Source organism: Basilea psittacipulmonis DSM 24701 (genome assembly GCF_000743945.1).
Classification (GTDB): Bacteria; Pseudomonadota; Gammaproteobacteria; order Burkholderiales; family Burkholderiaceae_B; genus Basilea; species Basilea psittacipulmonis.
The window spans coordinates 565,253-577,971 of record NZ_CP009238.1; the positions used below are offsets into that span (position 1 = coordinate 565,253).

General features: G+C 40.3%; 12 protein-coding genes and 2 tRNA genes. 7 read left to right on the plus strand and 7 right to left on the minus strand.

The window, feature by feature from the left end; genetic code table 11:
- Positions 1–23 precede the first annotated feature (23 nt).
- The 5 genes from clpB to IX83_RS02460 all read left to right on the plus strand — a co-directional run bounded on the left by clpB (position 24) and on the right by IX83_RS02460 (position 5,197).
- On the plus strand, positions 24–2,609 hold the full coding sequence (gene clpB, locus IX83_RS02440; protein ID WP_038498822.1) for an ATP-dependent chaperone ClpB: 2,586 nt from the start codon (positions 24–26) through the stop codon (positions 2,607–2,609).
- 268 nt (positions 2,610–2,877) lie between these two features.
- A complete protein-coding gene (locus IX83_RS02445; RefSeq protein WP_038498825.1) occupies positions 2,878–3,843 on the plus strand; it encodes an NAD(P)H-quinone oxidoreductase in 966 nt (321 codons plus the stop codon).
- Between the two features lie 42 nt (positions 3,844–3,885).
- Entirely contained in the window at positions 3,886–4,617 is a 732-nt protein-coding gene (tpiA, locus tag IX83_RS02450) for a triose-phosphate isomerase (protein WP_038498828.1), read from the plus strand.
- A 15-nt stretch (positions 4,618–4,632) separates the two neighbouring features.
- Positions 4,633–5,058: a preprotein translocase subunit SecG gene (secG, locus tag IX83_RS02455; RefSeq protein ID WP_038498831.1), complete on the plus strand. Its 426-nt coding sequence runs from the start codon at positions 4,633–4,635 to the stop codon at positions 5,056–5,058.
- Positions 5,059–5,112: 54 nt separating this feature from the next.
- A tRNA-Leu gene (locus IX83_RS02460) sits at positions 5,113–5,197 on the plus strand.
- A 740-nt stretch (positions 5,198–5,937) separates the two neighbouring features.
- On the opposite strand, the gene IX83_RS02470 is transcribed toward IX83_RS02460, so the two are convergent.
- From IX83_RS02470 to trxB, 7 genes are all read right to left on the minus strand, one after another.
- Positions 5,938–6,402, minus strand: coding sequence for a DUF2335 domain-containing protein (locus IX83_RS02470; RefSeq protein WP_051919107.1), 465 nt, complete (start codon positions 6,400–6,402; stop codon positions 5,938–5,940).
- A complete protein-coding gene (locus IX83_RS02475; protein ID WP_038498837.1) occupies positions 6,389–6,604 on the minus strand; it encodes a hypothetical protein in 216 nt (71 codons plus the stop codon). Before IX83_RS02475 ends, IX83_RS02470 begins: the two co-directional genes overlap by 14 nt.
- Positions 6,605–6,818: 214 nt before the next feature.
- Positions 6,819–7,049, minus strand: coding sequence for an EamA family transporter (locus tag IX83_RS09160; RefSeq protein ID WP_392387055.1), 231 nt, complete (start codon positions 7,047–7,049; stop codon positions 6,819–6,821).
- Positions 6,986–7,195: an EamA family transporter gene (locus IX83_RS09070; protein ID WP_051919110.1), complete on the minus strand. Its 210-nt coding sequence runs from the start codon at positions 7,193–7,195 to the stop codon at positions 6,986–6,988. The genes IX83_RS09160 and IX83_RS09070 overlap by 64 nt, the downstream gene beginning before the upstream one ends.
- A 67-nt stretch (positions 7,196–7,262) precedes the next feature.
- Positions 7,263–7,339 (minus strand) — tRNA-Pro (locus IX83_RS02485).
- A 529-nt stretch (positions 7,340–7,868) separates the two neighbouring features.
- On the minus strand, positions 7,869–8,543 hold the full coding sequence (locus IX83_RS08525) for a Smr/MutS family protein (protein ID WP_051919112.1): 675 nt from the start codon (positions 8,541–8,543) through the stop codon (positions 7,869–7,871).
- Positions 8,536–9,489, minus strand: coding sequence for a thioredoxin-disulfide reductase (gene trxB / locus IX83_RS02495; protein WP_038498840.1), 954 nt, complete (start codon positions 9,487–9,489; stop codon positions 8,536–8,538). Before trxB ends, IX83_RS08525 begins: the two co-directional genes overlap by 8 nt.
- Positions 9,490–9,612: 123 nt before the next feature.
- On the opposite strand from trxB, the gene IX83_RS02500 reads away from it, so the two are divergent.
- Together IX83_RS02500 and IX83_RS02505 are read left to right on the plus strand one after the other, a co-directional pair.
- Positions 9,613–12,087, plus strand: a complete 2,475-nt coding sequence (locus IX83_RS02500) for a DNA translocase FtsK (protein WP_077315954.1) — start codon at positions 9,613–9,615, stop codon at positions 12,085–12,087.
- The gene (locus IX83_RS02505; RefSeq protein ID WP_038498843.1) at positions 12,077–12,673 is read left to right on the plus strand and encodes a LolA family protein; all 597 of its coding nucleotides are present in this window, start codon (positions 12,077–12,079) and stop codon (positions 12,671–12,673) included. The genes IX83_RS02500 and IX83_RS02505 overlap by 11 nt, the downstream gene beginning before the upstream one ends.
- The last annotated feature ends 46 nt before the right edge of the window (positions 12,674–12,719 follow it).

Genomic DNA, 12,719 nt, shown 5'->3' on the forward strand with positions numbered 1-12,719 from the left:
AATTCTTTTTTATATTTTTTATTATGCGTATCGATAAATTAACAACACAATTTCAACAAGCATTGGCTGATTCACAGTCTATTGCTTCACGTCATGATAATCCTTATATTGAGCCAGTGCATGTATTGATGGCTTTGTTATCCAATGCCGATAATGGGTGTGCAAGTTTGCTGGCTCGTGCGGGTGTGGCGACATCACGTATTTTGCCTGCCATTGATAAAGCGATCAAAGAATTGCCTACCTTAGAGGGCGGTGCTCAGAACTTACAGATTAGTCGAGAGTTAAATCAGTTGCTTTTGCAAACAGATAAAGAAGCGGCTAAACGCGGCGATCAGTTTATTGCTTCTGAACTTTTCTTATTGGCACTTTGTGGTGATAAAGGTGTGGCAGGTCGTATCCTGAAAGAAGCAGGGTTACAGAAAAAACCTTTGGAAGCCGCGATTGAAGCGGTAAGAGGGGGTGCTTCAGTGGACTCTCAAGATGGAGAATCTAACCGTCAGGCGTTGAAAAAATATACGATTGATCTAACAGAACGTGCTCGTTTGGGTAAGTTGGATCCTGTGATTGGTCGTGATGATGAAATTCGTCGTGCCATTCAGATCTTACAGCGTCGCACTAAAAATAACCCAGTGTTGATTGGTGAGCCAGGTGTGGGTAAAACAGCCATTGTTGAGGGGCTTGCACAACGGATTGTGAATAATGAAGTTCCTGAAACTTTACGTGGTAAGCGTGTATTAAGCTTAGATTTAGCAGGGTTGCTAGCTGGAGCGAAGTATCGTGGTGATTTTGAGGAACGTTTAAAATCTGTCCTAAAAGAGCTTGCCCAAGATGAGGGTCAAAGCATTGTCTTTATCGATGAAATTCATACGATGGTGGGTGCAGGCAAATCCGAAGGAGCAATGGATGCAGGTAATATGCTGAAACCCGCATTATCACGTGGTGAATTACATTGTATCGGTGCAACGACTTTAGATGAATATCGTCAATATATCGAAAAAGATGCGGCATTAGAGCGTCGTTTTCAAAAGGTTATTGTCGATGAACCTGATGTAGAATCAACCATTGCGATTTTGCGTGGTTTGCAAGAACGTTACGAAATTCATCATGGTGTTGACATTACCGATCCTGCGATTGTGGCAGCAGCAGAGCTATCCAATCGTTATATTACCGATCGGTTCTTACCAGATAAAGCTATCGACTTGATTGATGAGGCCGCAGCACGTATTCGTATGGAAATTGACTCTAAACCAGAGGTCATGGATAAACTTGATCGTCGGATTATTCAGTTGAAAATCGAACGTGAAGCGTTGCGTAAAGAAACGGATGATGCGTCAAAACATCGTTTACAGTTACTCGAAGATGAGTTGTTGAAATTACAGCGTGAGTATGATGATTATGAGCAGGTTTGGAAAAGTGAAAAAGCCGCTGTTCAAGGTGCTCAATCCGTACGTGCTGAGATAGAAAAACTTAAAGCTGAGATGGCTGAGTTTCAACGTAAAGGTCAATATGATAAATTAGCGGAACTTCAGTACAGTAAATTACCTGAGCTTGAAAAACGCTTAGAAGATGCAGAAAGCAGTGAAAAAGCGGAAAAAGAACATCCCAAATTACTGCGTACTCAAGTGGGTGCAGAAGAAATTGCTGAAGTGGTTTCTCGTGCAACAGGTATTCCTGTATCGAAGATGATGCAGGGCGAACGCTCAAAATTATTGAGTATGGAAAAACATTTGCATGAACGTGTTGTCGGTCAAGATGAGGCGGTACGTTTGGTTTCTGATGCGATTCGTCGTTCTCGTGCAGGTTTATCTGATCCTTCTCGTCCTTACGGTTCTTTCTTATTCCTAGGACCAACAGGTGTGGGTAAAACAGAGTTGACTAAAGCATTGGCAAACTTCTTATTTGACTCAGAAGATCATTTGATACGTATCGATATGAGTGAGTTTATGGAAAAACATTCAGTTGCTCGCTTAATTGGTGCACCTCCTGGATATGTGGGTTATGAAGAGGGTGGTTATTTAACTGAAGCTGTGCGTCGTAAACCTTATAGCGTCATCTTATTAGATGAAGTAGAAAAAGCTCATCCTGATGTATTTAATATTTTGCTTCAGGTCTTAGATGATGGTCGCTTGACTGATGGACAAGGTCGTACGGTAGATTTTCGTAATACCGTCATTGTGATGACTTCTAACTTGGGTTCTCAGCATATTCAACAAATGGCAGGGCAGCCTTATGAAGAGGTTAAAGCGGTGATTTGGGAAGACCTAAAACAGTCATTCCGTCCAGAGTTTTTAAACCGTATTGATGAAGTAGTGGTGTTCCACAGCCTAGACGATAAGCATATTGCGGATATTGCTCGCATTCAACTTCAAGGGTTATCAAAACGAGTCAAAGAACGTGATATGAAACTTGAGGTTAGTGAAGCGGCACTAGCACAATTAGCAAAAAATGGCTTTGATCCATTATTTGGTGCACGTCCTTTGAAACGAGCTATCCAACAAGATATTGAGAATCCATTGGCTCGTGATATGTTGGAAGGCAAGTTTGAAGCCAAGGATACTATCCAAGTAGATTATCAAGATGGTAATTTTGTGTTTACCAAAAAAGCATAAATGGCTTAGTATCGTTTGATAAAGAATCGGCTCCTATAAAACGGGAGTCGATTTTTTTGAGCTTGTGATTTGTGGTATGCTGTTTGATTCAGATAATCAAAATATTGATAAAAGGTTGTTGATATAGGGTTATCCTATCTGTGCGAATCATGGGTTTCATGATAGTGTTGTGCAGATGAAAGCAATGTGTGAATGTATGCGAGTTTTTGATGAACGCATTGAGTTTGTCTGCGAGTTGATATAAAAGCGATATTTGAGGAGTGCGAAAATGAAAGCGATTGTTATGGAAACAACAGGAACGCCAGAGGTGTTGAAAATAGGTCAGATCGATAAACCGATTCCAAAGAAAAACGAAGTGTTGATTCAGGTAGTGGCTTGTGGTGTCAATCGTCCCGATGTATTGCAAAGAGCAGGAAGTTATCCGCCTCCGAAAGATGCTTCACCTATTTTGGGTTTGGAGGTATCAGGTGTGATTGTAGAGGGAGATTTGTCAGGAACAGATTTTAAATATGGTGATAAAGTATTTGCTTTAGTACCAGGAGGTGGATATGCTGAATACTGCACGGTACCTGCTTCACATTGTTTGCCTGTCCCTGAAAATTTATCCATGATTGAGGCCAGTGCGATTGCAGAAACTGCTTATACTGTTTGGTCAAATGTATTTGATATTGGGCATTTGAGCAAAGGTGAGACATTATTGGTGCATGGTGGGGCTAGTGGTATTGGCACAATGGCCATTCAAATAGCGGTAGCTTTAGGTTATAAGGTGTTGACAACGGTGGGAAGCCAAGAAAAATTAGAAGCAGTTGAGCGTTTGGGGGCGATTGGGATTAACTATAAGACAGATGATTTTGTGGCATTTGTAAAAGAACAGGGTGGTGCAGATGTGATTTTGGATATGGTGTGTGGCGATTATATCGAACGTAATACGCAATGTGCCAATATGGACGCTAGAATCGTGATTATTGCCCAATTAGGCGGACAACAATCAACGGTGAATATGGCAAGGGTGATGATGAAACGATTAACGATTACAGGATCTACGCTACGTCCCAGAACACATGAATACAAAGCTTATTTAACGCAGCAGGTTAAGACACATGTATTGCCTTTGATTGAAAAAGGGTTGGTAAAACCTATCGTTCATCAGGTTTACCCACTCGAACAAGCTAGCCAAGCTCATCGAGATTTGGAAGCATCGTCTGTCATTGGAAAAATTGTGTTGACGCTTTAATTCATGGTAAAATATTCCGTTTTGTTGTAATAGGCAATCAGCATGTCAGTAAACCGTCGTCTTATTATGGCGAACTGGAAGATGCACGGGGATTTTCAAAGTAATAAAGCTTTACTTGAAGGTATTTCTCAGCGTTTAACCCAATGCCCAGAAGAGAATGTAGATATTGCTCTTTGTGTGCCTTTTCCTTATTTGCATCAAGTCCAAGAATTGTTACAAGGAACAAATATTTCTTGGGGTTCTCAGGATGTCAGTGCATATGACAAGGGAGCGTACACAGGTCAAGTATCGGCTCATATGTTAAAAGAATTTGGGTGTTCTTGGTCTTTGGTCGGTCATTCAGAACGAAGACAGTACCAAGGCGAAACGAATGAAGAAGTGGCCCATAAAGCATTGCGAGCGATCGAGTGTGGTATTACACCCGTTGTTTGCATTGGTGAAACAGAGAAAGATTACAAGGATAATCTCACGCTGAAAACAATAAAATCGCAACTTGATCCGATTTTGAACTTAGGTGAAGACTTGGTCAATAAGATGGTTTTTGCCTATGAGCCTGTTTGGGCTATCGGTACAGGGTTAAGTGCGACACCAGAACAGGCCCAAATTGTTCATGAACATATTCGTGAATGGGTGGGTCAAAATAGAATTATATATGGCGGAAGTGTTAAACCGAGTAATGCAGCGAATCTATTTAAAATGAAAGATATTGATGGTGTGTTAGTCGGTGGTGCTTCTTTATTTGTTGAGGATTTTTTAGGCATTGTTCGTGCCTAATTCTTGGAGTATTAAATGAGTGCGTTAACCTCTTTAGAATCTTGGATTGCTGTATTGCAAGTATTGGCTGCAGTGGCGGTGATTGTATTGGTGTTGTTGCAACAAGGCAAAGGTGCGGATATGGGTGCCAGCTTTGGTAGCGGATCGGCAGGTAGTATCTTTGGTGCAGCTGGGGCAGCAAACTTTTTTTCACGAATGACAAAATGGGCTGCTATTGTATTTTTTGCTTGCACTTTGTTGTTGGCTTACATTAACGGTCAAGGCTTGACGAACAATGCTTCAACAACTACCGATACAGGGGTTATGCAAGGATATGTGGCTCCTAAAGCTGAAAGCACAGAAGTGCCAGTCGCACCTGTTAATAACGATGCAGCTAATACTCAAGTACCTGCACCTGTTGATAACAATGCGACCAACACTCAAGCACCAGCAACAAAATAATTATCTAGCTTGTCATAGAAGCTGATTTTAGTTTACAATACAGCTTCTTTTTTTGCTCACGTGGTGGAATTGGTAGACACGCTATCTTGAGGGGGTAGTGTCGAAAGACGTACGAGTTCAAGTCTCGTCGTGAGCACCACAAAATACCCAATGCCTGTGTTTATAAACAGTTGATTTTTAATCAATTCTTTGAAAACACAGGTTTTTTTATTTTCGAAAAAAGCCTTGATTTACTGTATTTTTATCCAGTAAAATGAAAATAGATTAAAAAAATGTGACACTTTTGTGACAGGTTTGTGACACTTTTGTGACAGGTCTTTCATGATTGTTAGTAGCGAGGTAGTCATGGCAGTAATTCAACAAACAAAATACGGAACTTGGCGGGTCAGGGGTAGAATTAATCATCAATGGCACTCCAAAACTTTTCCTACCAAAAGAGAATGTAAAGAGTGGTGGGACGCTTTGGAAGATAAACTAAAAGGCGTTACCAATTTAACCGATTCTAGAAAAACTTTCTTGGACGCTTTGATGAGGTATGCAGAAGAGGTAACCCCTACTAAGTCTGCGTGCCGAAGTGAATCATCAAACCGTCCGTAACACTAATAGTACCACCTTACGATCTACGGAGTCCGTGCGAGCAAGTTCGCGAAATTAAAACAGAATGGGATTACCTTGTACGTGGATATACAGAATTGCTAGGACAGTATTCAAGATGTAGTTCAAAATATGATGCACTGTTAAATTTTATAGAAAAATAACTATACGTTTTATGCAATTAACTACAATGATAAAAGAGGTCACAAAACTGCCATAAAAACGCCAGAGCTCGTTTAAATGCTTAATGTTTTGGACCCTATCAATACATTGGAAGACTTTCTGTTATTTTTTCTTTTGCATCATTATTGCAGTAACAATGCCTGCTAATCCTACGCCTCCCATTAATATAGCAGCTGCCATAGTATCTCCATGTGAAGCAATAATAAGAGAGAGTATGAAAAAAATAATAACAATGGACAAGGCAAACCATTGTCCTCTTTTCTGTATCTTTAGTCCTTCTTTATTTAGTTCATAAGCAAAGTTTTGTTCTTTCTCTTTTAAAGAAAGGGATTTCTCTGCCATACTCATAATTCTGTTTGCACCATCAGGTATATACTGATTGTATAAATTAATATCTTCGGGTGACGGAAGAGGTCCCGAATGTATTTTCATTTGTTGATAGACAATATGTTGTATTTCTTCGTTATTTAGAATAGAGGGGTCAGTCCTAATTGCATTTACTATTTCTTGAGTTTTTTCATTAGGATATTGAGTATTGTTAGAATTTTTATGGCTATTTTGTGTCATTTTTTATCTCTTTAGTAGATACTTCTTTAAGTATATTTGCAACATCGTGCCATGCGTCATGCATGTAGCCATATTCATTATCTGAATTTATTGGATAGAAATTCGTTGTAGGAAATACGGTAAGAACAGAACTCAACCCTACAAGGAAGTTATGCATTTTGAAAGAATGTGTATTAAATGCTCTAGTAGCATTCTTTTCCATTTTTCGACTCCTTATTGCATATTAGCCCACGTAAAAGGAACGCACATTATAGCTAATTTATTACTAGTGTTTGTTAATTTTATAATAGGTTAATATAACGTGAGTTCCTCTTGTTGTAACTTTATCATACTAACCTGTTAATTTCAAAAAGCAAGAGCTCACTAACTATTTTTCGGTAAAAACATAGAAATACCAGCCGCTACGATGACGCAAATCACGCCGATATACTCAAAAACAAAATGCTGGGTCTAATTTTTTCTTTGAAAAAGATAGCACCGACTATCGCCACCATCAAGGGTTCTAGACCGATAACGGTTGCAGCACTGCTAGCTGATGTTAGGCTGAGTCCTAAAAATTGGAGTAAGAAAGTGGCAGGGTAGGTTAAAAAGCCGAGTAGGGCAATTTTCCAGATAATGGATGTATCAATATTGGTTTTTGTTGCCAGTAACGAAGAGAGATGGGCAACATGATCGAACTCGCAATGATTAAACGAAATAACACGACCAAAGCAGGATCTGCCATCGTATAAGCGAATTTTCCTGCAATAAATGAAGTTCCCCAGAAAAACGCTGCAATTAATAGATACAACATATTAACTCTTATGTAAAAGTGGAAAAAATGGGGAATGTTTGTCAGAAATTGACGAGATGAATTTAAGTGGTCGGGACAGTAAGATTCGAACTTACGACCCTCTGGTCCCAAACCAGATGCGCTACCAGACTGCGCTATGCCCCGACAAAGAATCATCATTATAGAATTATTTTTTTTTAATGTAAATACTTTGATGAGGGTTTTCGTCTGTTCTGATTAAAATGTTGTGAATATGCGACATTACTTGGGTAAAAAATCGTAAAGACCATTTTCGTCTATCAATCCAAAATGAGTATCCATCATGTTCAGGATGCGTCCAATATCTTCATTCTGAGTTTAGTCAAAATCTCAATTCTGAGCGTCACTTATCAATCTAGGTAAATATCCGAAATATGGCATTATCCCTTAAATACCATTGTCTAATGTTGTCTGAACTCAAATCGTTTAATGCAGATCCCAACATAAACGTGCAAGCTTCCTCATCAAGGTTAACGCATATCCTCGTTAAAACGTCTAATTTTGCTTTCCCCATGCATCTAACATCACTCGAATAAGTCACCCCAGACCGTCTCAAAAAGCCCGTCACTACTGTGAATGATGACAAAGTCTTATTTCCCCATGCATCAAACATCACTCGAATAAGTCACCCCAGACCGTCTCAGAAAGCCCGTCACTACTGTGAATGAGAACGAATGTCCAATAGCACCAAAACCGCTCCATCGCCGCCCATATGATTAGGGGCTGTGCAATAAGCGTTTACGGCATCGATTTGTTTGAGCCATGAACGGACATGAGGTTTTAAAACAGCATTTTCTTTGGATCCATGCCCTTGTCCGTGGATGATATTGATACAAGGCACTTTGTAGTGAATGGCATTTTTTAGAAAATCGTTTAAACGTTGCCAAGCCTCTTGGGTAGTGTTTCCATGTAAGTCAAGTGTAGCGGTGACGGGCCAAGTACCTGTTTTTAGTTTTTTCAATAAATCAATGTGATCTTTGTTTTTAACGTAAGAATCTTGATCGCTATACTCTTGGTGAGTGTGTTTTTTTAGTCGTGCTTGGGGTTCAAAAGCATCGCCTTGTGCGTGTTGTCGTTTTATTTGATAAAACAACTCGTTTTTTTCGATAACTTCATCGGCGTGATGTTCATAACGATTAGGGTTTTTGATGGCTTTGACCCCTTTCATATTGGCACGAAACAAGTTAATGTCTTCTTGTTTTAATCGAGCTTGTTGAGGATGAGAGGGCGTTGTTTTGGAAGCCTTTTCAGCAACGATTTTTTGTTGCTGAGTAAAGGCTTTTTGTAGTTTTTTAAGATCAGATAGTTGATGACTTTTGATCTTATTCATATTTTTGTTCCTCAAGCCATCTTTGGGCATCAAGTGCTGCCATACATCCTGTTGCGGCACTGGTGATGGCTTGACGATAGATGGCATCTTGAACGTCACCCGCCGCAAAAACGCCAGGAACAGAGGTCATTGTGGCAAAGTGAGGGTGTAAACGTGTGCGAATATAACCATGTTCTGTTTCGATTTGGTCTTTGAATATATCCGTGTTGGGGTGGTGTCCAATAGCAATGAAAGCTCCCTCTACAGGAATCTCTTCTGTTTGTTGGGTTTGGGTATTGATGATACGAACAGCGTTAACACCGCGGTCATCGCCTAAAATTTCATCGACTTCGCAGAATAGTTTTAGTTCAATTTTGCCTGTGCGAACGACTTCCATAAGCTGGTCAATCATAATGGCTTCAGCACGGAATTGGTCGCGACGATGTACTAAGGTTACTTTTGAGCAAATATTAGCAAGGTACAAAGCCTCTTCAATGGCAGTATTACCGCCCCCAACCACTAAGACGGGTTTATCACGATAAAAGAAACCATCGCAGGTGGCACAAGCCGATACGCCTTTGCCTTTGAACGCATCTTCAGAGGGTAAGCCAAGATATTTTGCCGAAGCCCCTGTTGAGATAATTAAGCTGTCACACGTGTATTCTTTTCCAAGCATGGAAAACAGGCGAAAAGGATACGAAGATAAATCAACGCGTTCGATTTGGTCAAGCACGATTTCAGTTTTAAAACGTTCGGCATGTTTTAAAAATCTTTGCATTAATTCAGGGCCTTGTACACCAGCAAAGTCAGCGGGCCAATTATCAACTTCAGTTGTTGTCATCAGTTGCCCACCTTGTTCCATACCAGTAATCATAAGGGGAGAAAGATTGGCTCTGGCAGCGTACACTGCGGCGGTGTATCCAGCAGGGCCGGAACCTAGGATTAGAACTTTAGCGTGTTGTTTCATACTGTATAAATATCCAATGTTTTTATGATATGTAATAAGAAAACTGTTAAAATAGTGTCATTTTAATGGATTTTATGATGGCTCGTCTATGTGGATGGGTGGCATTTTATAGATAAAAGATATATGGCAAAATCTCAAAAAGATAATCTTTTGGTAAAAAGAGGCGTTTCAAGAAATAAACTAAATAGCGAATCAGGCATTTGGCTTGACTTGTTTAATGGGGTAGCACGCATTTTAAGCGAGTTAAGATGGGTGATTTACGCCATGATGGCCATTGCTTTGATTTTGATGTTATTCAGTTATAGTCCAGAAGATCCTGGTTTTGTACAAACATCTTCGACTCAGGTTGTTCATAATATGCTCGGGGTGTTTGGTGCTTATGTGGCACAGGGACTCTTGTATTTAATGGGATTTAGCTCTTGGTTGTTGGTGGTATTGCTGATTCGTCGTATGTTTGTGGGATATAAACGTTTGATGAAAAAGCTAAGTAGTGATACGGAAGAGGGAAGTGATACCGTTCCTCATCGTATTTACTGGGAGCAGGGGCTAGGATATGTCTTATTGTTTTTGTCTGTGCTAGGATTTGAGTCGGTTCATAATTCTACTTATGCGAATGATTATCCCTTGGGTGCAGGTGGCTTGCTAGGCTATTTTTGGGGTAATTTTGCATTGGAGTATATTGGATCCATGGGTTCCTTAGCCTTGTTTTCAGCTCTTTTTGTGATTGGCAGTGGCTTGTTTTTTAATTTTTCATGGTTAAATGTTTGTGAAAAAATCGGTTCTTGGGTCTCTAAAGGCGTGGCACGTATTCGCCGTAGCCAAACCGAGAAAAAAGACTTGAAAATTGGTGAAGCGGCACTGTTAGAGCGTCAAGGAACGATGGATCAAAAAGAACATCATTTAAGTTTTGAAGAACGAGCTGAAGAAGTCCCTGAGGTTCAGGCACCTACTGTTGAGCTAGTGAATGACACGATTGAAGAAGCAGCTGTTGTGAAAAAAGTGGCAGAACCACCTGTCGTGAAAATTACACATGCTAGCACTACCGTGAAACAATCTAAAAGTGTGCCGACCGATGTATTTCAGCCTACTTTATTTCCGACTGAGGTGTCGCAAGGCAGTAAGCCTACTTTGGACTTGTTAGACCCACCTAGTCATCAAGTTGAAGTGGTCAGTACAGAGACGATTGAATATACTTCAAGATTGATTGAGAAAAAACTTAGCGATTTTAATATTAATGTTAAAGTTGTTTCCGCTTATGCTGGCCCTGTGATTACACGTTATGAAATTGAACCTGCTACAGGTGTGAAAGGCAGTCAAATCGTTAATTTGGCAACAGATTTGGCTCGTTCTTTGTCTTTGGTTAGAATTCGTGTGATTGAAACGATTCCAGGCAAGAATTTAATGGGCTTAGAACTGCCTAATCCTAAACGTCAGGTGGTGCATTTGTCTGAAATTATCGCCTCAAAAGCCTTTGCTGATTCTAATGATCCTTTGACTGTGGCTTTAGGAAAAGATATTGCAGGGGCACCTGTAGTAGGAAATTTGGCCAAAATGCCTCATTTATTGGTGGCTGGTACCACTGGTTCTGGAAAATCGGTAGGTATTAATGCCATGATTTTGTCCTTATTGTACAAGTCACATCCAGATGAAGTGAAGCTGATTTTGATTGACCCTAAAATGCTGGAAATGGCGATTTATGAGGGTATTCCGCATTTAATTGCCCCTGTCGTTACTGAAATGAGTAAGGCAGGTAATGCGTTGAATTGGTGCGTAGCCGAGATGGATAAACGCTATAAGTTGCTCAGTAAACTTGGGGTAAGAAATATCGCAGCATTTAACCAGAAAGTTAAAGATGCAAATAAAAAAGGAACGCCTATTGCGCATCCGTTTAGTTTGACACCAGAGTCACCAGAACCTTTACAACCTTTGCCATATATCGTCATTATTATCGATGAGTTGGCGGATTTGATGATGGTGGTGGGTAAGAAGATTGAAGAGTTAATTGCTCGACTTGCTCAAAAAGCCCGTGCAGCAGGGATTCATTTGATTTTAGCCACACAGCGTCCCTCAGTCGATGTGATTACAGGCTTGATTAAAGCTAACGTTCCTACTCGTATTGCTTTTCAGGTATCTTCTAAAATTGACTCTCGCACGATTTTGGATCAGATGGGAGCAGAGACATTGCTGGGTTTAGGTGATATGCTGTATCTAAAACCGGGAACAGGGGTGCCAGAACGAGTTCATGGTGCATTTGTCAGTGATGATGAGGTTCAACGTGTCGTCGATTTTCTGAAAGAAAGCTACGGTGAAGCTCAGTACGTGGATGGGGTATTGGATGGACCTGCCAGTGGTGAGGGTATGCCTGGCTTTGTTGATGAGGATGGAGAGTCCGATCCTTTATATGATCAGGCGGTTGCCATTGTCTTAAAATCACGTCGTGCATCGATTTCTTATGTTCAAAGAAATCTGAAAATAGGTTATAACCGAGCGGCTCGCCTGCTTGAACAAATGGAACAAGCGGGAATTGTGTCAGCGATGCAATCAAATGGCAGTCGCGAAATTTTAGTCTCAGAAGGATCTATGGATCATGAAGATTAAGAGTTTAGTGATAGGGTTAAGCGTCTGGTTCTCACTTGCTCATGCTAGTGCATTAGATCAGCTAAATTATTTTATTACGCATGTTCCCAAAGCAAGTGGCATGTTTGTTCAGAAAAATGATCAGGGTGAAAGCGAGGGGAGCTTTAGTTTTTTTCGTCCAGGTCGATTTTCTTGGTTGATTAAAACACCTTTTGAACAAAGAATTACGGCAGATGGAAAATACATCTATCAGTATGATGTAGAGTTAGCCCAAACGATAAAACGTTCTTTGAAAGAGGCGATTGGTAGCTCGCCAGCGGCGATTTTATTTGGAAACAATAAAATCGAAGATTATTTTACAGTGAGTTTATTGCCCACTGAAAACGGCGTGCAATGGCTAAGAGCTGTTCCCAAGGATGCTAATGCGGGCTTTAATTATATGGATATTGGCTTTGCTGATAATCGACCTGTAAAGATTATTGTGCAGGATATTTTCGATCACTTCACTGAAATTACGTTTAACCAGATGGATACGCAAGCCAAGATTTCAGCTTCCAGCTTTAAATTTGTTGTTCCCAAAGGTGTAGAAGTAGTGGATATGCCATGATGATGGATGAATTGTTTGAAACGCCTGAGGATGCGGTACCTGAGTC

Coding starts and splice junctions, on each gene's coding strand:
- clpB (WP_038498822.1), top strand. CDS start 24: ATGCGTATCGATAAATTAACAACACAATTTCAACAAGCATTGGCTGAT.
- tpiA (WP_038498828.1), top strand. CDS start 3,886: ATGTCAGTAAACCGTCGTCTTATTATGGCGAACTGGAAGATGCACGGG.
- trxB (WP_038498840.1), bottom strand. CDS start 9,489: ATGAAACAACACGCTAAAGTTCTAATCCTAGGTTCCGGCCCTGCTGGA.
- IX83_RS08525 (WP_051919112.1), bottom strand. CDS start 8,543: ATGAATAAGATCAAAAGTCATCAACTATCTGATCTTAAAAAACTACAA.
- IX83_RS02445 (WP_038498825.1), top strand. CDS start 2,878: ATGAAAGCGATTGTTATGGAAACAACAGGAACGCCAGAGGTGTTGAAA.
- secG (WP_038498831.1), top strand. CDS start 4,633: ATGAGTGCGTTAACCTCTTTAGAATCTTGGATTGCTGTATTGCAAGTA.
- IX83_RS02475 (WP_038498837.1), bottom strand. CDS start 6,604: ATGGAAAAGAATGCTACTAGAGCATTTAATACACATTCTTTCAAAATG.
- IX83_RS02470 (WP_051919107.1), bottom strand. CDS start 6,402: ATGACACAAAATAGCCATAAAAATTCTAACAATACTCAATATCCTAAT.
- IX83_RS02500 (WP_077315954.1), top strand. CDS start 9,613: ATGGCAAAATCTCAAAAAGATAATCTTTTGGTAAAAAGAGGCGTTTCA.
- IX83_RS02505 (WP_038498843.1), top strand. CDS start 12,077: ATGAAGATTAAGAGTTTAGTGATAGGGTTAAGCGTCTGGTTCTCACTT.
- IX83_RS09070 (WP_051919110.1), bottom strand. CDS start 7,195: ATGTTGTATCTATTAATTGCAGCGTTTTTCTGGGGAACTTCATTTATT.